The following is a 21,661-nucleotide window of genomic DNA, read 5'->3' on the forward strand; positions in this document are numbered from 1 at the left end:
AAGCGAACCAATTTAATATTGATGGTTCGCTTTTTATTCATTTATGACTCATCTATTAAAATTCTTTGTTTTATCTACTGGAATTGCATTTTTCATCTTTTCTGTTGTCCAATATCCTGTAGGGTCTTCCATATCGTTTGAATCTTGAATAGCCGATGGGATATTGGGAGCTTTTTTCACTTGAGTAAGAGTATCTTTTTCGCTAGAGGCTGCCAATGCTAAGTAAATAATTAAAGGTATTATAATAGTAATACTAGTTATATATATCCAAAATAATTGATTTCCTTTTTTCATGAGCTCTTCCTTCTATTACATACTAATCTCCCCTAATTACTACTTTACTATATTTGCTTTCCTGCTATTTAAAATACTCTCCCTCACGTTAAATTTTATCTTTAGTTTCACTTCGACTACATTAGCTATTTTCTGTTACTGCTTACACTAATTTATGTATTGAATCTATTGGGCTGGTCTGCTTAGCTAATTCTTTATTCTTATACTCTACTAATTTATGATTTGATAAAACGCAAGAGTGCTCTAATATTAATTCATTATAAAGTACTTCAGTTGAAAATTTAGGTATCATCTCTCCTACGCCGTAATTATAGTCACTTAGAATCCAAGATACCTCTTTCCAATCTAGAATTCCTTCTGAGACTTTTTTTGGAGTGTGATATGTAAATTCATTAAGTAGCTTTACTAAATAGACATACATGCCACCAGAATATGAGGAATCCTCCCATTTAATAATGCCTTTAAATTGAATTTGATTTTGTTCAACATCTATATTTGTTTCTTCTTTTATTTCACGAATTGCATTTTCTAACGGTGTTTCTCCTTTTTCTATCTTCCCTCCTACACCATTCCATAATCCTTTTACAGGATCATATTCTCTATTTAGCATAAGTATTTCTTCATTTCTTTTTATAAAACATAAAGTGTGCTTGTACATAATTTAATTCCTTCCTTTGTTCTCAATAAGTTCTAACAGGCGATATTAAATATACTGCTGCAGATTGTTCACCTGCTTCAATTAATATCGGTCTCATGGAACCGCCAAAACTTAAAGTAACTCTATCTTCTTTTATTGCTTTTAAAGTATCGACCATATATCGTCCGTCGAAAGATATATTTAATTGCTTTTCACCGTGAATCGCATCTATTTGTTGTGTCTCGGATATTTTACCAATTTGAGAAGCGTTGGAAGAAATTTGTATTGTGCATTCGTCGATGATTTCTAAGTTAACGTTGTTGTTTGCCCATTCACTAGCCAATAAACTTGACCGATCTACACCTTGTAAAATCTTTTTTCTATCTATATTAATAATCGTTTGGGATTCATTTGGAATTAGGCCGGATATATTAGGATATTTCCCTTCAATAAGCCTTGAATACAACGTAATTGTACCGAATTTAAAAATAATGTGACTCTCTGAAAGATATATGTATACTAAATTTGAATTACTGCTCATTAATTTTAGTAGTTCACTAATAGTGGAACTTGGTACAATGCAATTTAATTTCGCATGTGAAGAAATGGGTATTTCACGTAAAGCCAGTCTGTGCGAATCAGTAGCAGCACAAATTAATTTGTTATGATCAATAACGAAATGTACGCCAGTAAGAACTGGTCTAGATTCATTTTTAGCAGTTGCAAAGACAGTTTGTTTGAATACCTCAATCAGCTGTTCCGTTTCTACTTGTATTTCTGTATGTGAGTCTAAAAATGGTACATTAGGAAATTCATTTGCCGAGAGTCCATTTAAGTTTAAAGTAATTTCATCTGATTGAATTGTAATCAACTGCTCATTCATACTTTTTATTAAAATCTCACTTGGCATTTTCTTAATAATTTCAATGAAATACTTTGCTGGTACAACAATACTTCCTGCTTTTAAAATAGTTGTAATTTGTTCGTCTTCAATTGAAATAGGTATAAATTTTTCAATGAAAATATTCGAATTACTTGCGATTAAAGTAATTCCAGATTGATCTGCTGTTATCTTTATTCCGGATAATATAGGAATTAAAGTTTTTGTTGAGATAGCTTTACTTACTTCTGAAAGAGCTTGTGTAAATTGTTTGTGATTAACGATAAACTCCATTTTTCCCCCGCCTTAAATGAAATACTATCTTTATGAAGATTGATGAATAATAGTTCCATTAAAAATATAAGGAACTGTTTCTTTCTTTTGTAAAAGGCTTTTTAAGTGTTCTGGTATACGTAAATAAGGTTCTGCTGAATCTAATTCCATCCAGGTAATCTCCTCAATCTCTTTTGGCCGTGATATACAGATTTCCCCTCCGGTTATTTCTCCTAAAAAATTAAAGAAGATTGCATGATGTCCTCTCTCCTCAAAAAAGGCTTCACTAATGGAACAAACCCCTTTTACGGATATGTCTAGCCCTGTTTCTTCTTTCACTTCACGAATTGCTGCCTCTTCTAACGTTTCCCCGAATTTAACTGCTCCACCTGGTAAAGTGTAATAAGAACCATTTTCCCCTTTGTTTTTAACCATTAATAACTTTTCATGAGTTTCATCATATAGAAGTGCGTATGTAACATTTACTTTTTTCATATGTAACCCCCTTGAATGGTGAAAATTTTCTGTCTTTATTTTATTCTATCATTAAATTGTTTTGATTCATAAAAAGTAATTTGAGTAAATAACTAATACGAAACGATATCGTGTTCATAGACACACAAAAGAAAAGAGCATATTTTGAAAAAGATTAATCATAATACACTCTTTAATGATTCATTTATAACCTTTTTTCTAAATAGTAATGATTATGCCCTTTAGGATAATCTTCACTTACCCCTATCACTTTATATCCATGCTTCTTATAAAAATTAGGGGCTTGGAAACTAAAAGTATCTAATTTGATTAGCCTACATTCTTTTTTTATTGCAAATTCTTCAATAAGATTCATTAAATTGCTTCCATAACCTTCATGCCTGTATTCTTCAGAAACCCATAGGAAGTCAACATATACATGGTGCCAAAATGTGATTGCCGTTATCCCTCCTACTATTTCTTCTTTTTCATTCTTCACTATAAAACTAATCTTTTCTGAAGGTGTTTTTTCTTCATTTGAAAGTTGTTTTTGGTTATATTCAATTACTTTTTCTCTTATGTAATCACTATCTTCTTGTACCCATTGCTTTACTATTTGCATTTTAACTATCACGCCCCTTTACATTATTTATTCAATTTAATAATCGGAATTTCCTATCTTCTTTAATGTTAGATTATGAAATAAGTACAGGGAAAAAATTAGATTTTTTGAATGTCATTCATTGTTTATACATTTTTTTGTAAAGCAAAAGAGCCCTAGTATAAGGACTCTTTCTTAGCATTAAGCTATTTTTCGATTTAACGATTTGATTTCCTTCTTCTTTTCTGCATTTGGAGGGCGGATTACTATAGAGATAACGAAAGATATAACACATAGAACACCGATTGTAATGAAGGTTGGCTGAAATCCGCCAAGTAGTGCTCCAATGAATGATCCTGCAAGTGCACCAAATCCGAAACCTTGGTAAACAATCCCGTAGTTTGTACTATGGTTTTTTAATCCGAAGAAGTCTCCCACAATTGCTGGGAAGATAGTGATGTTACCACCAAAGCAAAAGGCAACACTTGCTACACAAGCAAAATAAATTCCGTAATTTAGTGGAATAAAACTTAAAGTGAAGACGGATAATCCAATAATAATAAATGTAGCCGAGACGATTTTTAATCGACCTATTTTATCTGATAACGTTCCAAGAATAATTCTACCTATTGTATTAAAGATTGCAATCATTGCGACGGCATTAGCGGCCGTCGCTGCACTAAGACCAACGAGCTGCACCCCGATGTCTTTTACCATACCGATTAAATACAGTCCGCCCATACATGATGTGAATAACATGAAAAATAAGAGATATACTTGTTTTGTTTTCATCATTTCACGCGGCGTATAATCATTGTGTAATGTTTCAGTTGCAGTGTTACTTACAATTGCTTCACGTAAGAAGAATGATCCTATCAATACTAATAGTAAGACGATAATACCCCAATATAAAAATGCTTGTGATACTCCAAGACTGTTGATAAGATTTCCGTTTATATATCTAAAGATTAAGCTTCCCATTCCATATGCCGAAACAGATATACCAGAAATAAGTCCTTTACGGTTTGGAAACCATTTAATTAAATTAGATAGTGATGTAATATATGCTGTTCCATCAGCGTATCCAACGACAACACCGGCTAATAAATAAAGTAATGGTAATGAGGAAACTTGTGAACTAAGTATTAAACCGAGTCCTAAAACAATTCCTGCAGTAGCGATAAGTTTACGAAGTCCAAATCTTTGTTGTAGCTTTCCTGCAAATAGAGTTGAGAATGATAAAGAAAAACTCGTAATTGAGAACGTGATCGCGACTGAATTGAGGTTCCATCCAAACTTACTTACAAGGGGTTGATTAAATAAACTCCATGTGTAAATTGTTCCTAGGCCAATTTGAACAATGATTGTACCTAGAACAATTAGCAATGGATTTATAGATGTTTGTTTCATGCTAACTGTCCCCTTCTTTTATCATGACATGAATTTTCACAGTTAGTATATCCATGATAAATTGCAAGATACTGTACGAAAAATGGAAATTGAGTTAGTTTACACAAAAAGACACTTCATCAAGAAGTGCCTTTTTGTAGGTTATATACAGCATTTAAAGAAAGCTTTGTTAAGATAAGACATTTTCGAATGCTTATGTATATATGTTATCAAATAATTTGCTGGAAGTGATGAGACTTAAGACGTATTTTTCTTTCATAAATAAGTCGGAGAGAAAATTAATATTCAATTTCCTCAAAGTCTTTCGGCTGCGGTACAGTTTGCATATTAGCTGCATCTTTCGGATCGCTATAAATCGCGTTTTGTTCTGTGTTTACATCCTTTATATTTTGCTTTTTATTTTTATTCCCTTCATTTTTCATTAAAGTTCACTCCTTTTTATTATAGGAGTAGTTATACCCTAACCATAGTATTTTTACTGCTACTAAATGTATCAGCGACTAAATTGCTAAATTCACGTAAATAATATAAATAATTATCCCCACCATAGTTGTATCTTTTATTGTACATTTTAGCAACGACGACATTATATTCTGGAATGACTAATATCGTTGGTCCTGTAATTCCTAATATTTGATAGGAACCTTTAGGAACTCGCTTACCAAGTTCGCTAAATAAAGCAGGTTCATTTTGAACGAACCAAAACAACCCGTTTTGAGGTAGTTCTTTATTTGTATACTCTGGACTTTGTAAGCTCGTAGCAAGTGCTATAACTTCTTTTGGCACAATTTGTTTACCATTTAAAAACCCTTTATTTAAATGAAGGTTACCCCAAAATGCAAATTCTCTCGCAGAGACAAAAAGATTTTTCTCGGAGCCGTCATCTACTGCACCAACACTACTTATTGCATCTTCATCTGGGTTTACAACAACCTTAACTAAATTATCATCTTGTTTTATTCTCCATCCAGTTTTTTTGAAATCAGCAGGTGTGAATACACGCTCCTTTAATAGTTCAGGAAAACTCTTATTATACAGTTGATAAATAAGCTGCGTCACCATTCTTACATTAATATCTCTGTACGCCCAAGCTTGTCCCGGCTCAAATTCACGAAAAGCTGTCCCATCATCGGTTTCATTTAAACCGTGTGAATGAGTTACTAAATGTCTTATCGTTGTCTTTCCAAGTAATGAAGGATCATATTCTTTAAAATAATTTACAGCCTCGTCATCAAGAGATTTTATTTTCCCCTCATAAACTGCATAAGCTACCATTAATCCTAAATAGCTTTTTCTTGCGGAAGCGACATTGAATTGTGAAGATATAGTTACTTTTTTACTAGTAGGAGTATTTGAATGCGTTCCACTATAATGCTCTAGTACAATCTTATTATCTTTAATAATACAAAGTGCTGCCGCAGAACTTTGATTGGTCTCTTTAATGCTTTCTACCCATGAAATTAATTTTTCATATTTGTACAAATAAATATCCCCCTAAAACATATAAAAATAACAGCATGAAAGAAAAGTTTCAATACATTATAACTTTGCATCTGCACTTTTCTTTCATGTGAAATATTATAGATCTATAATACTTAAATAAACCACCAGTTCCAGCAATTAGAACAGCTGAAACAACCAACACAGCCTACACAACCTACGCAACCGCCACAACGTCCGCCGCCACAACCACCACAGCGACCACCACAACCGCCACAACGTCCGCCGCCACCGCATCCGCCACAACGACGTGCATCGTCTTGAATGTAGTAATATGGATATTGATTTTGTTGCTGATCCCAATACACAACATTACCAGGTTGATAAGCATTAAGGTTTAACGCTTGTAGTTCTTGTTGAAACTCATTCATTATGAAACCCTCCATTTACAAATGTAAATTCCGTCCAAATTTTCGAGTTTATTTACTTTTAAAAATAAAGTAGAAATAAGGCTATAGACTAAATGCGTACATCAACAAAATATGACTTTACACTAGGTGATGTACCTTGTTTATGAGCCTATTTTCTTTATATTCTTTTAGTGGACGGAATTAATATAAATAGAGACAATTAAAAATTACTAATCCAGCAAGTTAATAGTTCATCACTTAATTTTTTTTCTAGTAATTCTTTTACTGAAGGTGTCGGCATTATTGTATAGGAATTTATATTTTCTTTATTAAAATCAATCCAGTGAAATGCTAAATGGGACTCTTTAGATATTGGAGTGAAATCGGATTTTAACTCATTTGAATCTATTTCAAAAATGTGGTTAATTTCATGGTGGAGGGTTTCTTTGGCTTGCCATTGATTTTCTATGACGCCTAAAAATTGTTTTATACTGCAAGTTACTCCAAGTTCTTCTCGTAACTCTCTTATTAGTGCATTCTCTGCTGATTCCCCAATTTCAACATGACCACCGGGTAAAAAATAGTGATGGCCTATGTATTCAGCAACTAGTAATTTTTCATCTTTTATCATGATAGCTCGTACAATATGATGGAATTTACTTTTCATTTTGTATTCCTCCTAATCATTCACTTTATACTTGCTCGAAAATTTTCATTTAAAAGCGGGATAATATAAATCATAGGTGTTTCATATGGGTGAATTTCATTGATAATTGCAAGAGTACCTTTTACAAGTTCTCGTTTATACGTTAATTAAAACTAATAATTTTGATAAATGATTCTAAAAAAGAGTATGTTTATGAAGAAAATTATCAAAACATACTCTTAATATTTTTAGTTGATTCATTCTTTTACAATAAGGTTTGATTAGCCCTATTCTTTGCGGCCTCAAAATCGAAGCCGTAGCTAATATGCAATCACTACTATTCCCTAAGCAAATCTATTCTCTACTTCAAATTTACCTGCCTGTACAAATTTTAGACTCTTAACGAACCACGAAAACCTCTTGCGGCATAGTAGGATTCTGCTCCATTGTGATACACAAAGACATGTCCAAAGCGATAATCGCAAAAAAGGGCACCGCCAAGTTCTCTAATATCAGAAGGTGTTTGCACCCAACTCGACGTCTTCATATCGAAATTTTCAAGATTATGTAATGTACGATATTCTTCTTCCGTTAATAGTTCAATACCCATGGCAGTTGCCATATCAATAGCGTTATTTTCTGGTTTATGTTTCTTTCTTGATTCTAGCGCTTCAAGATCGTAACAAACACTTCTACGACCTTTAGGACTTTCTGCTGAACAATCATAAAAAATATATTCGCCTTTTTCTTTACCAAAATCAACAACATCAGGTTCGCCACCAGTTCGTTCCATTTCGTTGAGCGACCACAACTTTTCAGTATTAGCATCCAGCCTTTCTTGAACATTAGCCCATTCTAAACCTTTATGACGGTTCATATTATTCTCAAAACGATCTTTCAATGTTTGTAGTAATTCTTCACGTTGCTCTAGTGACAACTCTTTTTTATTGCTTTCTTTCATATTAGTTCCTCCATTGATGTTTTTATTAATGATAGTTTAAGTATATATAAATACTGTTTTATAATAAAATGTTTAAATAATTGCGTGAATTGAGTTTGCGATAATTTATATGAATTAGTACAACCAATTCTCCGCAATATGACCCTTTAACGGAACAACTTATTGTTTCAAAACAGTACATCTTTATTTCAACAACAATAAGCGATATACTTCCTCACCGTCATATACATTTCCTAATGGTTTAAAATCATAACATTCATATAGTTTCTTTGCAGAAATATTATCTTTATGGACAGTTAATCTAATTTCCTCACACTCTTTAAAGTTATTTTTTATTAAGTTAATGATTTCCTGTAATGCTGCTTTTCCATATCCTTTTCCTTGCTCTTTTTCATCAATGATAAATCCGTTAATCCAATACATATCTGTTGACTCTCGTACAAAAGCATGCATAATAAAACCAACTATAAGGTCACCATCATATATAGCGAATGGAATATATTCGACATTTTCACCATCTGGTTTTATGTATACTTTAGCAAGTGATACTGCCACTGCGGGAACAAGATGGATTTGATTTTCTTTAACTCGTAACTTTAATGCGTCTTCCCAATTTTCTCTCGTAACAATTTTTAATTGAACGTTCACTATTTTAAGCTCCTTTAAAAAGAGAATTTATCTTTTATATTCAACGGAGTGAAATGATTCCCTTTTTCGACATCAACTTATAACATGATTTTCATAAAATCCTGAATAAATTTTTCCTCATCTAATTGTAACGCTATACGCGCCCCTTCAGATTTAGAGTGTGGGCGAAAATCAGCAAAAGTTTGTCCCTTCGTTTCGCCACATATATCCACAGTCACTTTTCGGGATGTATAATTTAAAAATGTAGGATTCACTAAACCGCTTATAGCAAGTACATCGTGTAATAATGGCCCTTCAATAGATGGATTGAGTTTTTGGTATGCTGATAAATAATAATCGTACATGGGTTTCATAATCGACTTAAATGGATTTTGTGTATTAACTAAAATGTAAGTAAATACACTTGGGGTTAAAACCGTTTTATTTGTTACATTTAAAGGGAATAACGTTATATTTTTCGCTTGCTGAAATACAATTTGACTTGCTATAGGATCTCCGTACACGTTTGCCTCTGCTAATGGAGTAACATTCCCTGCTTCTAAAAAGACACCACCCATAAAATAAATTCCTTTTATATTTAACATCAATTCGTTCCATAAATTAAAAGCAATCGCTAACGAGGTAGATCTTCCTACATCGACAATTGTTAAATCTTCTCCATACTTTACAAGAATCGCAGCAATACTACCAAAATTGTATATAGGAATAGATAACACACTTTCCGGTACATGGATGGGCCCTAATCCTTCTGGTCCATGGATTTCAGGGTAATACGTTGTAATTTCATTTGTAAGTGGGCCTGTTGCACCGCTAATTACAGGAATATCTTGTCTGTTTGCTAACTGTAAAATATATGCGGCATTATGAGCGGCATGTATATGTTCAACATTTCCATATCCAGTTACGATACCAACAATTTCAATTTCAGGATGCAGTAAGCCATACATAATTGCAAACGAATCATCAATACCTGGGTCTCCAAAAAATAAAACCTTCTCCAAGAAATGCACTCCTTTCATAGGTAAGATAATTATGTATATGTGGAAAAAAATTAAATCTATACAGTTCTAAGCAAATATTAATGGTGAGTAATGTATTGATAAAAAAGAACTAGCATTATGCTAGTTCTTTTGCAGATAAATAATCTACCAGTTTAATTAAATCTCGTACAAATATTGGACTAACTGATTTTAATATAGATTTTTTTCACTATATTTATAGAATTGAAAACCTGTTATTAATCCGAAATTTTGCATTCAAATTGCAAATACTCGTAGGGATGTCTTACCATACCTTTTCACTCTCAATTTGCTTATAATCATCTTTATTAAATGTTAAATGAGCAATCACAACTCCAAGTATAGTAATTCCCCCTCCAATTATCGAAACAAAGGTTGGCACCTCACCTAACCATATCCAAGCGATAATACATGCAGTTACTGGTGTTAAATATAGAGAACTTGTTGCCTCAGAAGCACTGGCATGGGATGTAATATATGCTAATGCAATATACGGCAGTACTGTCGGGAACACACCTAAATATATAACACTCAAAGTAATTTCTATAGGAGCTGTTACGATTTCTTGATAAATCCCTGGCAAAAAAATAAGCATAAATACAGTACCAGACCAAATTGTATATATTGTAAATGGCAAGAAACCGTACTTTTTTAAGTATGGCCTTTGAAAAACGAAAAATAGACTTTCTGAAATTGCCGCCAATAATATTAGTAATCCCCCACTATTCAATTGAATGGAATCTCCTTGACTTAACGATAAAAAAGCAATTCCTACAAAACTAATTACACCACCGATCCAACCATTTAATTTCATTCTTTCATTCAAAAAAACAGAAGCAAGAATTGCCGTTAATATAGGTGTTACTGATACAATTAAACTAGCAGGTCCAGCATTCACACTCTTTTCACCGTAGTTCAGTGCAATATGATAAATTGTAAATCCAAGAGCACCAAATATAAAAATTACTGGAATATCTTTCAAATCAGGTAAACGTAACTTGTATATAAGTGAAAACAGAAAAAGAATCAAAGAAGCGATTAATAATCGTAGCAAAGTAAGGTGTTCAGGGGTGTAAGCTTCAAGCCCCATCCGAATTCCTGGAAAAGCTGTTCCCCATATAAGAATCGTAAAAGCGTGAGTACATACAATACGAAAATCCCATTTTTTATTATGCATATATTCTCTCCCTCTCCAATAAACCAGCCATTTTCTAATTACCAATTATTTCTTTTCATCATATTTAATAGTTGATACAATGTCTTCAACCAGTTAATCCTCGAAAAAACCAACCACTTTGCATTTTTAAAATGAATGAGGGAGTTTTTAATATGTCTACTGATAAAAAACTGCCTAAATATCGGCAGATAATAGACTATATGAAAGAAAAAATTGAATACGGAGAATGGCCGATTGGAAGTAAGGTTCCTAGCCAGCGGCAGTTAGCGAAATTATTTCATGTAAATCGTAGTACTGTAATAATTGCACTAGAAGAACTTATGGCAGATGGCTTAATTCAAGGGAAAATCGGGTCAGGAACAATTGTAACGAATAATACATGGTCATTATTAGCCACCAATCCCCCGCCCGATTGGAGTGAATATGTAAAGGCTGGTATTCATAAACCAAGCAAGTTAATGGTACGAGAAATAAATGAAGCAGAAGCAAATAAAAAATTGATTCATCTTAGTAAAGGAGAACTTGCACCTCATCTTTTCCCGTTAGAAACTATGCAATTCATTATGCGTAACGTATGTGAGGAACTAGATTATTTCGGATATGAAGAACAAAAAGGATATCTCCCTTTACGTGAAGCAATAAGTAATTATGTAAAATCATTTGGAATAAATACATCACCAAGCTCTATATTAATAGTCTCTGGTGCATTACAGGCATTACAATTAATATCAATCGGTCTTTTACATAGAGAGTCAACTGTTTTACTTGAACGACCTTCTTACTTATATTCTCTTCACGTATTTCAATCGGCTAATATTCACCTTTCTGGAATACAGATGGATCAACATGGAATTATCCCTAATGATTTGTTAAGAAGAATTAATTATAGTCAAAAGAAAAATATTTTATATTCGATTCCTTGTTTTCAAAATCCGACGGGTGTATTAATGTCCAAGGATCGACGAAAAGAAATACTAAGAATATGCGAAAAAGAACAATTGCCTATCATTGAAGATGATATTTACCGTGAGTTATGGATGGATGAACTACCGCCCCCTCCTTTAAAGTCGATGGATAAATATGGACATGTTTTATATATCGGTAGTCTATCTAAAACACTTAGCCCAGGACTTAGGATTGGTTGGATTATCGGACCAGAGCCTGTTATTGAGAGATTATCAGACATAAAAATGCAAACTGACTATGGGTCAAGTTCTTTATCTCAAAGAGTTGCTGCAGAATGGTTGAGTAGAGGTTTTTATGAGGAGCACGTAGCCAATGTAAGGATTCATCTAAAAGAACGAAGACAAATAATGATACAAGCATTAAATATGTACTGTGCTGACATTACTACATGGGATATTCCTAGAGGTGGATTTTTTATATGGCTAAGGGTAGTGCCTAACATTTCGATGAAAAAACTATTTTCAGAAGCATTATCGAAGGGCATTCTTTTAAATCCAGGACGTATTTATGAAGAAGAATCAGATCAATATATACGTTTATCGTATGGATATGCTTCCCCTGAAGAAATCAATCGAGGAATTTATATATTAAGTGAATTGATCCGTGGGTTGATGGAATAACAAAAATCCTCTTTAATGTAAAGAGGATTTTTGTTATATCTTATTTACCACAATCGCATTTCGTTTCCTAATAAAATGAGTTCTTCATAAGAATCACCGTCAATCTTTAGCGGATACCCTTATTTCAATATATTAAGTCGAACTAACAATATTATTCAACTTTTCTCCTATACTGCAATACTATAAGAATAAAAAGGAGAAATTAATATGAGCATTTTCAATATCCTTTTGACCATTCACATATTATTTGGAACCATATGTTTAATTACGGGAATTGTAGCGATGCTTGCTCAAAAAAGAAAGGGAAACATACAGAATGGGGAGAAATATATCATGCATCTTACGTTGTAATAACTCTTACTGCAATTATATTGTCCATTATAAACTGGGATAAAATCGCATATTTATTTTATGTAGCAATTTTCTCTTATTCATTTGCGATTTATGGCTATCTTGCAGGAAAAAAGCGTTGGAAAAATTGGGTTCATCACCATATTAGAGGTATGTTAGGCTCCTATATCGGTGCCGTAACCGCACTTTTAGTAAACGTCGGAATTCATATTCCAATTATTAATTTACTGCCGCCTATATGGTTTTGGTTTTTACCTACCTTAATTGGCATTCCTCTCGTAGCCAGTGTATCAAAAAAATATAAAAAACAGAGGGAAAATTAGTTGCATTTTGATTACTTTCTGAGTAATCTTATGAAAAATTATGCTCAATACAGAGAATAGTATGATTATTTAGATTTCATGTTTCCTATGATATAATGGGTTATATTGTTTTTTACCATCTAAATTAAATATAGGAGGATTTTAATGATACTATCACAAGATAAAAACATTAAACTAGTGATACATGCAATTACTTTATTATCTTTCTTGGCCTTTTTCCTCTTTGGTAATACACTTTTCTTTATACCGCTCATACTTTATTTCGTTTTCAAATCACAAAGTATAAAAGAGATGAATCTAGAATCAGCCCTTTTCCAATTTGGAGTATGGCTCGCTGTATTTCTTTGGAACTTCGTAGTAATCCGTACGATCATGCTTTCCTTATTACACATTGACTTGAGTACAAATTCCTTATTTGTTATTTTTGGAACAATTCCACTATATATAATACTTTTAGCCGCCGTAATTTTAGGACCACTTAAAGGGATTTTATATGAATTACAAAATAAAGAATTTCATTATCCTATTGTTTCACGATGGGTGCATAGAACTAAATAAAAAGAATCCAATATTTTTATTGGATTCTTTTTGTTTTCTCTTTTGCATAGTTATTTAAACTTCGGCTCAATGTATTCAATTATGTTGCCATCAGGAAAACAGCCGTACATCATTTCCTATCGGGTAATTCTTTTTATTTATGATTTTTCAAATCCAATATTGAATGTAAACGATCCGGATAATTAGTAAACATGCCGTCTACACCCCATACTAGTAACTTTTTCATATCTTTTTCATTATCTACTGTAAATGGATGAACTTCTAATCCATAATTCTTTATTTTTTTTACGTAGGTTGCATCAATATATTTGTAATTCATACCAAGACCTATGCAGTATGTTTTATACTTTTCTATTTCTGATTCTGTTAATTGAACTGCTTTTTTATGTGATAATAATTGTACTAGCGGTATATTGGCATTTAAATTATGAATCTTTCGCAGACTTTCTTCACTAAATGATTGAATAATAACTTTATCATTTATTTGGTAATGATTAATAATTTCTAATAGTTTTTCTTCCATTCCAGGATATTTATCTGGCGATTTTGTTTCGATATAATAGTTAGCATTATGTCCAAACGTTTCAATAATTTCTTCTATTGTTGGAACTGTAGCATCTTCAAATTCTTTCTTTGCTAAATTAGAATGCTTTTTATTGAAAAAAGATCCTGCATTTAGTTTCTTTATTTCTTCTAATGTATGCTCTTTTACTAAGCCCGCACCGTTTGTTGTACGGTTTAATGTTTCATCATGCATAGCTATTAAATGTCCATCTTTTGTCATTTGGAGATCTATTTCTATATAGTCACCTTTTAATTGTTGTCCTAATGTATAAGCAACTATTGTATGTTCTGGTGCATATGCAGAAGCACCTCTATGCGCAATGTTTTTTAGATGATTTGATTGATTAGTAGCTTTTATATAATTATGTTCATTTACTTGTTGAAAAACAAAGATGCTTATTACTATGAAGAAACAAATGATTGTAATTATAGCTGTTTTTTTCATAACGGTATGTTAACTCCTATATTTAAAACAATTTGACTTGGATGATTTACTCAAATAAATGCCGATTTTCAAAAACAGTCATTTGTCCTACAACTTGAAAGCCGGATTTTTTATAAATATTTATTCCATCAGGTGAAGCTTGTAATACGCAATACGTATTTTTTAGTTGTTCAGCTTCTTGCAGCAAGAAATTAAACATAGTAGAGCCGAATCCTTGTCCTCTCATTTCTTCTTTAGTCGCTATATCATAAATACCGACACTATCTTTCGTACATACTAAAGAGCCAACAGATACTACCTCACCTTTATAAAGACCTAAGTATAGTTTCATGTTATCGCTATTCCATAAATTTAAAGAAGAAATTTGATTATAGTATGCTTGTACATTTTTACCTTCCTCTGATGTACCAAATAGATTAGCTAACGTTTCTCCAAACTTTTTGATTTGTCCTGAAGAAGATGCTTTTTGTATCGTAAAACCTACTGGCATGTTTATTCTTGGATGAATTGTTTTTAATTCTGCTACCATCGCGATATTCTTTTCAGCTTCTTTTAAACCAAGTTTGATTAATTCGCTTTTTATAATCTGTTCTTGCTTATCATCCCAAAACCAAACACTCATTGGAAATTTCTTTTGATTATAGTATTCTACCTCCTTATATAATTTCTCGATTCCTTCCGTTACATTACTATTTAGTAGTGTGATAATATTAAATGTATCTGCAGGTAATCCGCAGTCGATAGTAATGTAATCCTTCGTTTCTTTTACATCCATTCCATTTACCTGCCGCGCAATATATGAGGTTTTATATGTAAAATTGTCTATTAGTAACTGTTTATAATTCATTCATTTTGCTCCTTTCATAAAAATTCGTATTCGAATCCTTCAGTATTAAATATATCATATAAGAAATGTACCTATTTCTATAAAAATATCTCTATAAATCACTCTTTGCGCCCTAAAAGAATTAAAAATGATATAACGTTGTCGGAATGAAAAAAGTGGTATATAATAAATATTAACATTACTAGTAATTATTTTAGGTATTCCTAGAATAAAGGAGCGATACATATGAAAATTACTATTTATTTCGGAAGTCATGAAGATCAAGATGTTCGTACTATGGACTGTCATTTAGATGTAGAAGATACAGAAGAGATTGTATCTGTATCTTAATATAAATAATGGGATGAAACCTCTTCCCTGCAACGTTTAAGGCACCTTTTATAGGTGTCTTTTTTATTGTTTTTTCGTCAAAAACCCTTTACTTTAGTGCGTTTTAATAGTAAAATATAAATATACGAACAAACGTTCTTTTTAATTTATTTGTACATGAAGGGATGATTTCAACAATGACTCAAGCAAAGCGCAGAGGAAGAAAAAAGCAAACACCTATTATTTCAAATACAGGCTTTATCGGCTCTGTCTTTATTGATACATTGGAGTTACAAAAGAAATCCTATTATTTCGCTCGTAAAAAACTTCAAATTGTGCATCACGTACTAGATGGTCTATCTGGAGCAACGAGTGCATTATTTAAAGAACATAATACCGCTGCATACATGTCATGTGTGTATTTACATAAACAAAAGAAAATCGGCTTCGTTCTTTCAACAAAACCTTTTGAACAAAGTGATGGTGTTTCTTATTTTATAAATTATTTAATTGAAAAGAATTTTTACGGTAACGAAGAAGTAGAATATCAAGAAGTATTTAATACAGGTTTTATTGGTGTAGTATTCGCGGATTTATCTAGTATAGATCGCTTTAATTTTGAGTTTGAAATGGGTATGTTAACGAAGTTAATGAAAGATATGATCATTCCTGTTAAAGAGCTCTTTTTACGCCACAATGTACCGGCTTACATCTCCACTTCTCATTTAGAGGAGCAAAATAAATTAGGTTTCGTTCTATCTGTAAAGCCATATGATGAACGTGCAGAAGCAGATTTATACTTTGAAACATATTTAAAAGAGCGCGGGTTATTTATTGGTGAAGAAGAAGATGATATTGATAAGATTGTCATTAGAAAGACAGCTGAATTACGATAGAAAAGCACAGGATGATGTTCCTGTGCTTTTTAAACATTTAACAATATCACTTAGCTACGCAAAACACTATAATCTTTTGAATGAATTTCTAAATTCAACTTATTTGAGTAAGCTTTATTTAAAATAAGAAATACTATGCCTCCTGCAATTGGAAGCATGTAGGCTGGAATATAATTTAATAATAGACCTGATAATGCTAGTGCTATTGGCTGCATCATTTTACCTATACTTAATCCAATACTGAGCACTCTTCCCCTATATTCATCGGGAATCTCTTTTTGCATGAAATAAGTTAAAGGAATATCAATTAGTGCTATCATTAGCCCTAAAAAGAACATAATAATGCAATACGTAGTAACGTATACAAAATTATCTACTTCAATACTTTTGAATGAAATTGGAATCCCTGAAATTATCATAAAAATTGCCAACATAAAACTTGATTTTTTTAAAAGATAGGAATAAGAAAAACGATCAGTTATCTTTTTTACTAATATTGCACCAACTATCATTCCTACTGGAAAAGTCCCATGAATCATGCCAAATTGCTTCGAACTAAGATTGAGAACTGTGTTTATTATGTATGGTAATGGGACGATTACAGCAAAACCTAGGAAGAAATTAAGTACAGTTAAAATACGAAACGTATTTTTTAAGCTTTCCCTTTCAATTAAGTAAGAAAACCCCTCTTTTATATCTTTAATAAAATTAATTTCTCTTTTTGAACATCCATCTTTTATGTTGTACTCGAACAATTTAAAGTGAATAAACAATATGGATATGCCCGAAAGAATAAATGAAATACCATTTATAATTATAAAAGTTTTTATATCTAATACAGCAAAAATGATGCCACCTAACATAGGACCGAGAATCAAAGATACAGAATCGATAATTTTACTTATAGAGTTAATACTCATTAGCTTCTCTTTAGAGACGATATTTGGTTTTGCGGCTTCTAATCCTATTCCGAAGAATGTTGTAAATACCGACATAAGAAAGGTAGTAGCATAAATGATGAATAAGTTTAATCCATAATTGCTGCTTACTATATAAACAGCAATTAATAAGCATCCATTTAGTAGATCCATACAAATAACCAGCTTCTTTTTATCAACCTTATCTGCGATTACGCCGGCAAATGGATTCATAACAATCATTGGAATCGTTCCTAAAATGAGTGTAATTGCGAAATTTAATGCTGATCCGGTTATTTGTAAAACATATAATCCTAATGCAAAACTATAAATAGAGCTACCAAATATTGATACTGTTTTCCCAATTACATAGAGACAAATATTTCTTAGTTCTTGATTGCTTTTTTCATTTTGTAAATGTATTCGTAAACGCTCCATAACTTTTCCCTCCCACTTAACTTTGTATTACGTATAGTGTAAGTTCTCGGGTCAACCCAATATCAATATGCTAGTATTAAAAACTTTTAAAAGAAAAATTAAAAAAGATGGGGTTAACCCCATCTTTTTCCGAAAAATGAATATGTATAAATTTCTTCTCCTTGAACAAAGAAATCCTCGTATTTTCCTCCTCGTTCTATATATTCTGAAGTTCTTTCATCTATGGAATTAAACTGTAGCTTTTGAATTTCTCTCTTCACTTTTGAAGACGTAAAATTATCTCGAAATCTAGTTGTAATTTGGCTATTTATGCTGAAATTTTTAAATAAAATAAATGAACTTAATAAATAACAATCAGGTTTTAAAAGGGAATTTAATTCATGTAATAAAAAATTTTCATGCTCAAAACTGTAATTACTTGTACCAGACTGATCAATTACAATATCAACAGAATGATTCTGAATAGGTATACTTAAAAAATCAGCGCAAATAAAAAGAATGTTTCTTTTGGAATTTCTTCTTTCAATTACATCTTTTAAAAATAGAAGTTTATTCAAATCTCGATCAACAGCAATATATAAGCAATCCTCTGGCAGCTCTTCATAAATATTTCGTAAAAAGAATCCAAGACCTGATCCTATATCAAGTATTACCTTGTCATTTAAATCTAGTTGTTTTAGTTTCTTTTTCGCCCATTCTCCTACTCTATGTATATTCTCCAAATAAGAAGAATCAGTTTCATGGATATAATTTGAAATAGGATCTTCAAAAGAAGCCCTGTCAGACGTTTCAAACGATTTACCTGCTGTTAAAATCCCTGAATTAATAACATACTCTTCGCCACAATTACAAGTTAATTTCCCCTCCGTAATTTGATTGCTATTAATAATTCCATCTTGAAGAATTAAATTCCCGCTACACTTAAAACATGTAAGAAAATTAAGTACCCTTAAATCTATCCCTAAAATTGAATTAGAAATCTGAGTTGTTATAGATAAATCATTTAACGCTGCCTTTAATTTATCTCTTCTTTCCTTTAAATTTTTTATTTCATGTTCCACCTTTTCATATTTCAATTTAAATAAAGATTGGTAAAAAGTATCTTTTTCATAATTTATAGATTTTGCTAAACTTTTATAAAGAAAAAGTTCTTTAATTTCATTCAAACTAAATCCTAGCCATTTGTACTCTAATATAAGCTCTACATCTTTTTGACAATACTCATCAAAAAAATAATGGCCACCCTTCTTTTCGGGGATAATTAGCCCGAGATCCATATAATGTCTAATCGCATCTATACTTAAATTATTTTTTCTCCAAATTTACCGATTTTCATAATATCACTACCATTTTAGTATTTGTTTATAAATACTTCTTTTCTAATAGTAGGAAATCCTTTTATCTATACATAATTATCTAGTATGGGGTAGATTCAATGGATACTTCATATTTGTTGTAGAAAAAAATAAAAAACCCGCGAATTATTCACGGGTTTTCCTCTTAATAACTAATTGCTATTGTACCTTCACCTGCATGTACAGCAAATGAAATCGGCAATGGATAAAGCTTGAAATCCATTTCAGGGAATGCTTGTTTAATATCTGAAATCCATTCTTCAGCTCCATTTTTATCGTTAGCATAGAACATATGAAGTACTTTTGGTAATTCTTTTTCAAGCTCATTTTTAATGTATTCTCTACATTTTTGGATTTTACGCACTTTCTTTTCAAGTAAAAGTTCTCCGCCTTTTACTTCTAAGATTAAGTTGACACTTAATAAACTTCCAAGTAAAAATTGAACTCCCTTTACTCGACCACTTGCATATAAACCTTTTAAGCTTTTTGGAAATACATAAAAAGGCCTTCTTTTTTCATCTACTAATGTTTTATGTATATCTTGTAAAGTCATACCATCATTGTATAACGTTTTAGCTTTTCTCAAAAGTTCATCCATTGGATAACTTGTCGTTTCACTATCTAATACAGTTAAAGGGAAACCTGCCATATCAGCAGCTAGCTTCATATTTTGATAGGTCCCACTTACTTTTCCGCTAATAGCAACTGCAAAGCCTTCTTCATATTCTTCTTTGCATTTAGTAAATAATTCTACCATTTCCCCTATGTTAGGTTGCGAAGTAGTAACTGTTCTTCCATCATTTAACGCTTCATAAAGACGTTTATGAACTCCTTCTTCACAATCCTTATAAGACACTCCATCAATAATAACTTCAATTGGGATAACAAAGTTATCACCATCTGTTGTAAAACTCGCAGTTGTACTATCAGTAAACCAAGCAACACGCTTCATGTTGTTCCTCCCTTATTCTGTTCCTCTTTTCTGACTTTTCTATATATTTATCTTACGAAAAGAGAATATCCCCTGTAATAGTAACAGGACTTTATTATTTTTGCTATAGTAGATGTATAATAAATGTGAATGTTTTTTGTCTATTTGTCAAAAAAAAAGAAAACCACAAAATTTTCCGGTTTTCTTTTAACATTACTTAAATGTTTCGTTATCTAAAATAACAACATAATCATTCGTCATTCGCCCCGCTTCTTTCGTATAACTGACAAGCCGCTGGATGTTATCACAGCAAATTTTTGCTCCCCATACGAGTAACGGTACACCAATAAAATCAATATGAAATCTTCTAGAAAACAAACCGCCTAAAGTCATTGGCAATGGAACTGTTGGTGATGTATTAGAGAAAATAATTTTGTCATGGTTTTGATAATGTTTTTGCAGAATCTCTCCTAAATGCTTCATCGCAGGTACAACGACTTTTGATGCCCCGCATCCAATTGTATATACGGGATTCCCATATTCATCTTGTCCATGAAAAATAATTTTCCCCATATCTTCTGTTTTCAATTTATTAAAGTACTCCACATTTAAAATTTCTTCTTTCGTTAACTTCCGATCAGTTGGTAATTTATTCAAATGATAAGCTGCAGCTAGCGAGGTTGTATGCGTTCCACCGAAATCTGTGTAAATGAATATCATATTATCATCCCTTGTTGTAAAAGTTCAATATTATTTAGTATTACCGTTCACAGCGTTGTTAAACAAGGGACGAATGTATTTACGCTTTTTGTGTTAATTCATTATATTTTTTCCAAATATAATAGCGTCTACTAATTACGGTACCTAATGTGATACATAAAAAGGCATTTGTTACAACCATTAATGTGTGGTGAGTACTGCCAGGAAACATACTTTGCTTAATCAAAACCTTTGCACCTAAAATAACAAGGAGAATAATTGTACTTAACCAATTTCCTTTTCGTAATACATGACCTGTTTCACTATCTAATCGAAATGTTAAAGCTTTTCCCCTAATAACTCCTAGACCCAATCCCATTCCGAGCATTGCAACGAATAGTAGTACGTGCAATATCTTTAATTGTCCCATATGAATAATGGACTGGATTGTTACAAAGCACAGCAAAGCCGGAATGAGCCAAATACGATTAATATTCACTTTGTATTCCTTACCTTGAATTAATACAATTATAAGAATAACAAGTAGAATAACAAATAGAATATCCATTTAG

General features: G+C 31.9%; 23 protein-coding genes and 2 pseudogenes. 4 read left to right on the plus strand and 21 right to left on the minus strand.

Annotation, left to right across the window (positions count from 1 at the left end; all coding sequences use genetic code 11):
• Positions 1-48: 48 nt before the first annotated feature.
• The 14 genes from JFT95_RS10990 to JFT95_RS11055 all read right to left on the minus strand — a co-directional run bounded on the left by JFT95_RS10990 (position 49) and on the right by JFT95_RS11055 (position 10,870).
• A complete protein-coding gene (locus tag JFT95_RS10990) occupies positions 49-294 on the minus strand; it encodes a hypothetical protein (protein ID WP_002127608.1) in 246 nt (81 codons plus the stop codon).
• A gap of 142 nt (positions 295-436) precedes the next feature.
• On the minus strand, positions 437-952 hold the full coding sequence (locus JFT95_RS10995) for an NUDIX hydrolase (RefSeq protein WP_201052220.1): 516 nt from the start codon (positions 950-952) through the stop codon (positions 437-439).
• Between the two features lie 22 nt (positions 953-974).
• Positions 975-2,105: a DNA polymerase III subunit beta gene (dnaN, locus tag JFT95_RS11000; protein ID WP_002127610.1), complete on the minus strand. Its 1,131-nt coding sequence runs from the start codon at positions 2,103-2,105 to the stop codon at positions 975-977.
• Positions 2,106-2,135: 30 nt separating this feature from the next.
• On the minus strand, positions 2,136-2,579 hold the full coding sequence (locus JFT95_RS11005) for an NUDIX hydrolase (protein ID WP_002085308.1): 444 nt from the start codon (positions 2,577-2,579) through the stop codon (positions 2,136-2,138).
• 184 nt (positions 2,580-2,763) lie between these two features.
• Positions 2,764-3,180 carry a GNAT family N-acetyltransferase gene (locus JFT95_RS11010; protein ID WP_002085307.1) on the minus strand — a complete coding sequence of 139 codons (417 nt, stop codon included), beginning with the start codon at positions 3,178-3,180 and terminating at the stop codon, positions 2,764-2,766.
• Positions 3,181-3,360: 180 nt separating this feature from the next.
• Positions 3,361-4,569 carry an L-lactate MFS transporter gene (locus JFT95_RS11015; protein ID WP_087962672.1) on the minus strand — a complete coding sequence of 403 codons (1,209 nt, stop codon included), beginning with the start codon at positions 4,567-4,569 and terminating at the stop codon, positions 3,361-3,363.
• 278 nt (positions 4,570-4,847) lie between these two features.
• Positions 4,848-4,991 carry a hypothetical protein gene (locus JFT95_RS11020; protein WP_201052222.1) on the minus strand — a complete coding sequence of 48 codons (144 nt, stop codon included), beginning with the start codon at positions 4,989-4,991 and terminating at the stop codon, positions 4,848-4,850.
• Between the two features lie 31 nt (positions 4,992-5,022).
• Complete coding sequence (locus JFT95_RS11025) at positions 5,023-6,051, minus strand: serine hydrolase domain-containing protein (RefSeq protein WP_201052224.1); 1,029 nt, start codon at positions 6,049-6,051, stop codon at positions 5,023-5,025.
• A 113-nt stretch (positions 6,052-6,164) separates the two neighbouring features.
• Positions 6,165-6,440, minus strand: a complete 276-nt coding sequence (locus JFT95_RS11030; RefSeq protein ID WP_001001869.1) for a heterocycloanthracin/sonorensin family bacteriocin — start codon at positions 6,438-6,440, stop codon at positions 6,165-6,167.
• Between the two features lie 199 nt (positions 6,441-6,639).
• Positions 6,640-7,086 carry an NUDIX domain-containing protein gene (locus tag JFT95_RS11035; RefSeq protein ID WP_087962671.1) on the minus strand — a complete coding sequence of 149 codons (447 nt, stop codon included), beginning with the start codon at positions 7,084-7,086 and terminating at the stop codon, positions 6,640-6,642.
• A gap of 370 nt (positions 7,087-7,456) precedes the next feature.
• Positions 7,457-8,026, minus strand: a complete 570-nt coding sequence (locus tag JFT95_RS11040) for a DUF4256 domain-containing protein (protein WP_000665071.1) — start codon at positions 8,024-8,026, stop codon at positions 7,457-7,459.
• Between the two features lie 183 nt (positions 8,027-8,209).
• On the minus strand, positions 8,210-8,674 hold the full coding sequence (locus tag JFT95_RS11045) for a GNAT family N-acetyltransferase (protein ID WP_002168287.1): 465 nt from the start codon (positions 8,672-8,674) through the stop codon (positions 8,210-8,212).
• Positions 8,675-8,751: 77 nt separating this feature from the next.
• Positions 8,752-9,675, minus strand: a complete 924-nt coding sequence (locus JFT95_RS11050) for a nucleoside hydrolase (RefSeq protein WP_002127616.1) — start codon at positions 9,673-9,675, stop codon at positions 8,752-8,754.
• A 283-nt stretch (positions 9,676-9,958) separates the two neighbouring features.
• Positions 9,959-10,870: a DMT family transporter gene (locus JFT95_RS11055; RefSeq protein ID WP_201052225.1), complete on the minus strand. Its 912-nt coding sequence runs from the start codon at positions 10,868-10,870 to the stop codon at positions 9,959-9,961.
• Between the two features lie 152 nt (positions 10,871-11,022).
• Here JFT95_RS11055 and pdxR point away from each other — a divergent pair, with 152 nt between their 5' ends.
• The 3 genes and pseudogenes from pdxR (at position 11,023) to JFT95_RS11070 (ending at position 13,688) form a co-directional block, all read left to right on the plus strand.
• A complete protein-coding gene (gene pdxR, locus JFT95_RS11060) occupies positions 11,023-12,456 on the plus strand; it encodes a MocR-like pyridoxine biosynthesis transcription factor PdxR (RefSeq protein WP_050000458.1) in 1,434 nt (477 codons plus the stop codon).
• A 207-nt stretch (positions 12,457-12,663) separates the two neighbouring features.
• Positions 12,664-13,130, plus strand: a pseudogene (locus tag JFT95_RS11065) (DUF2306 domain-containing protein).
• 144 nt (positions 13,131-13,274) lie between these two features.
• The gene (locus JFT95_RS11070; RefSeq protein WP_002141962.1) at positions 13,275-13,688 is read left to right on the plus strand and encodes a magnetosome magnetite crystal formation protein family; all 414 of its coding nucleotides are present in this window, start codon (positions 13,275-13,277) and stop codon (positions 13,686-13,688) included.
• Between the two features lie 133 nt (positions 13,689-13,821).
• On the opposite strand, the gene JFT95_RS11075 is transcribed toward JFT95_RS11070, so the two are convergent.
• Both JFT95_RS11075 and JFT95_RS11080 read right to left on the minus strand, forming a co-directional pair.
• Positions 13,822-14,697: a glycerophosphodiester phosphodiesterase gene (locus JFT95_RS11075; RefSeq protein WP_078179277.1), complete on the minus strand. Its 876-nt coding sequence runs from the start codon at positions 14,695-14,697 to the stop codon at positions 13,822-13,824.
• Positions 14,698-14,743: 46 nt separating this feature from the next.
• The gene (locus JFT95_RS11080; protein WP_201052226.1) at positions 14,744-15,544 is read right to left on the minus strand and encodes a GNAT family N-acetyltransferase; all 801 of its coding nucleotides are present in this window, start codon (positions 15,542-15,544) and stop codon (positions 14,744-14,746) included.
• A gap of 506 nt (positions 15,545-16,050) precedes the next feature.
• On the opposite strand from JFT95_RS11080, the gene JFT95_RS11085 reads away from it, so the two are divergent.
• On the plus strand, positions 16,051-16,749 hold the full coding sequence (locus JFT95_RS11085; protein ID WP_016127071.1) for a hypothetical protein: 699 nt from the start codon (positions 16,051-16,053) through the stop codon (positions 16,747-16,749).
• A 50-nt stretch (positions 16,750-16,799) separates the two neighbouring features.
• Here JFT95_RS11085 and JFT95_RS11090 read toward each other — a convergent pair whose 3' ends face one another.
• The 5 genes and pseudogenes from JFT95_RS11090 to JFT95_RS11110 all read right to left on the minus strand — a co-directional run bounded on the left by JFT95_RS11090 (position 16,800) and on the right by JFT95_RS11110 (position 21,657).
• A complete protein-coding gene (locus JFT95_RS11090; protein ID WP_087962667.1) occupies positions 16,800-18,104 on the minus strand; it encodes an MFS transporter in 1,305 nt (434 codons plus the stop codon).
• A 113-nt stretch (positions 18,105-18,217) separates the two neighbouring features.
• A pseudogene (locus tag JFT95_RS11095) lies at positions 18,218-19,440 on the minus strand (methyltransferase domain-containing protein).
• A 164-nt stretch (positions 19,441-19,604) separates the two neighbouring features.
• The gene (locus JFT95_RS11100; protein ID WP_002013192.1) at positions 19,605-20,411 is read right to left on the minus strand and encodes a DegV family protein; all 807 of its coding nucleotides are present in this window, start codon (positions 20,409-20,411) and stop codon (positions 19,605-19,607) included.
• A 192-nt stretch (positions 20,412-20,603) separates the two neighbouring features.
• Entirely contained in the window at positions 20,604-21,110 is a 507-nt protein-coding gene (locus JFT95_RS11105) for a DUF3189 family protein (protein WP_002085266.1), read from the minus strand.
• Positions 21,111-21,189: 79 nt separating this feature from the next.
• Positions 21,190-21,657: a DUF1453 family protein gene (locus tag JFT95_RS11110; protein WP_003189557.1), complete on the minus strand. Its 468-nt coding sequence runs from the start codon at positions 21,655-21,657 to the stop codon at positions 21,190-21,192.
• Between the last annotated feature and the right edge of the window lie 4 nt (positions 21,658-21,661).

Origin of the sequence: Bacillus sp. TH17, assembly GCF_016651125.1 — a bacterium.
GTDB classification, from domain to species: Bacteria; Bacillota; Bacilli; order Bacillales; family Bacillaceae_G; genus Bacillus_A; species Bacillus_A mycoides.

What these genes read in the sequence shown, in the direction of transcription:
- JFT95_RS11075 (WP_078179277.1), bottom strand. Translation starts at nt 14,697, where the DNA reads ATGAAAAAAACAGCTATAATTACAATCATTTGTTTCTTCATAGTAATA.
- JFT95_RS11035 (WP_087962671.1), bottom strand. Translation starts at nt 7,086, where the DNA reads ATGAAAAGTAAATTCCATCATATTGTACGAGCTATCATGATAAAAGAT.
- JFT95_RS11030 (WP_001001869.1), bottom strand. Translation starts at nt 6,440, where the DNA reads ATGAATGAGTTTCAACAAGAACTACAAGCGTTAAACCTTAATGCTTAT.
- pdxR (WP_050000458.1), top strand. Translation starts at nt 11,023, where the DNA reads ATGTCTACTGATAAAAAACTGCCTAAATATCGGCAGATAATAGACTAT.
- JFT95_RS11055 (WP_201052225.1), bottom strand. Translation starts at nt 10,870, where the DNA reads ATGCATAATAAAAAATGGGATTTTCGTATTGTATGTACTCACGCTTTT.
- JFT95_RS10990 (WP_002127608.1), bottom strand. Translation starts at nt 294, where the DNA reads ATGAAAAAAGGAAATCAATTATTTTGGATATATATAACTAGTATTACT.
- JFT95_RS11070 (WP_002141962.1), top strand. Translation starts at nt 13,275, where the DNA reads ATGATACTATCACAAGATAAAAACATTAAACTAGTGATACATGCAATT.
- JFT95_RS11100 (WP_002013192.1), bottom strand. Translation starts at nt 20,411, where the DNA reads ATGAAGCGTGTTGCTTGGTTTACTGATAGTACAACTGCGAGTTTTACA.
- JFT95_RS11080 (WP_201052226.1), bottom strand. Translation starts at nt 15,544, where the DNA reads ATGAATTATAAACAGTTACTAATAGACAATTTTACATATAAAACCTCA.
- JFT95_RS10995 (WP_201052220.1), bottom strand. Translation starts at nt 952, where the DNA reads ATGTACAAGCACACTTTATGTTTTATAAAAAGAAATGAAGAAATACTT.
- JFT95_RS11015 (WP_087962672.1), bottom strand. Translation starts at nt 4,569, where the DNA reads ATGAAACAAACATCTATAAATCCATTGCTAATTGTTCTAGGTACAATC.
- JFT95_RS11110 (WP_003189557.1), bottom strand. Translation starts at nt 21,657, where the DNA reads ATGGATATTCTATTTGTTATTCTACTTGTTATTCTTATAATTGTATTA.
- JFT95_RS11090 (WP_087962667.1), bottom strand. Translation starts at nt 18,104, where the DNA reads ATGGAGCGTTTACGAATACATTTACAAAATGAAAAAAGCAATCAAGAA.
- JFT95_RS11085 (WP_016127071.1), top strand. Translation starts at nt 16,051, where the DNA reads ATGACTCAAGCAAAGCGCAGAGGAAGAAAAAAGCAAACACCTATTATT.
- JFT95_RS11105 (WP_002085266.1), bottom strand. Translation starts at nt 21,110, where the DNA reads ATGATATTCATTTACACAGATTTCGGTGGAACGCATACAACCTCGCTA.
- JFT95_RS11005 (WP_002085308.1), bottom strand. Translation starts at nt 2,579, where the DNA reads ATGAAAAAAGTAAATGTTACATACGCACTTCTATATGATGAAACTCAT.
- JFT95_RS11010 (WP_002085307.1), bottom strand. Translation starts at nt 3,180, where the DNA reads ATGCAAATAGTAAAGCAATGGGTACAAGAAGATAGTGATTACATAAGA.
- JFT95_RS11020 (WP_201052222.1), bottom strand. Translation starts at nt 4,991, where the DNA reads ATGAAAAATGAAGGGAATAAAAATAAAAAGCAAAATATAAAGGATGTA.
- dnaN (WP_002127610.1), bottom strand. Translation starts at nt 2,105, where the DNA reads ATGGAGTTTATCGTTAATCACAAACAATTTACACAAGCTCTTTCAGAA.
- JFT95_RS11040 (WP_000665071.1), bottom strand. Translation starts at nt 8,026, where the DNA reads ATGAAAGAAAGCAATAAAAAAGAGTTGTCACTAGAGCAACGTGAAGAA.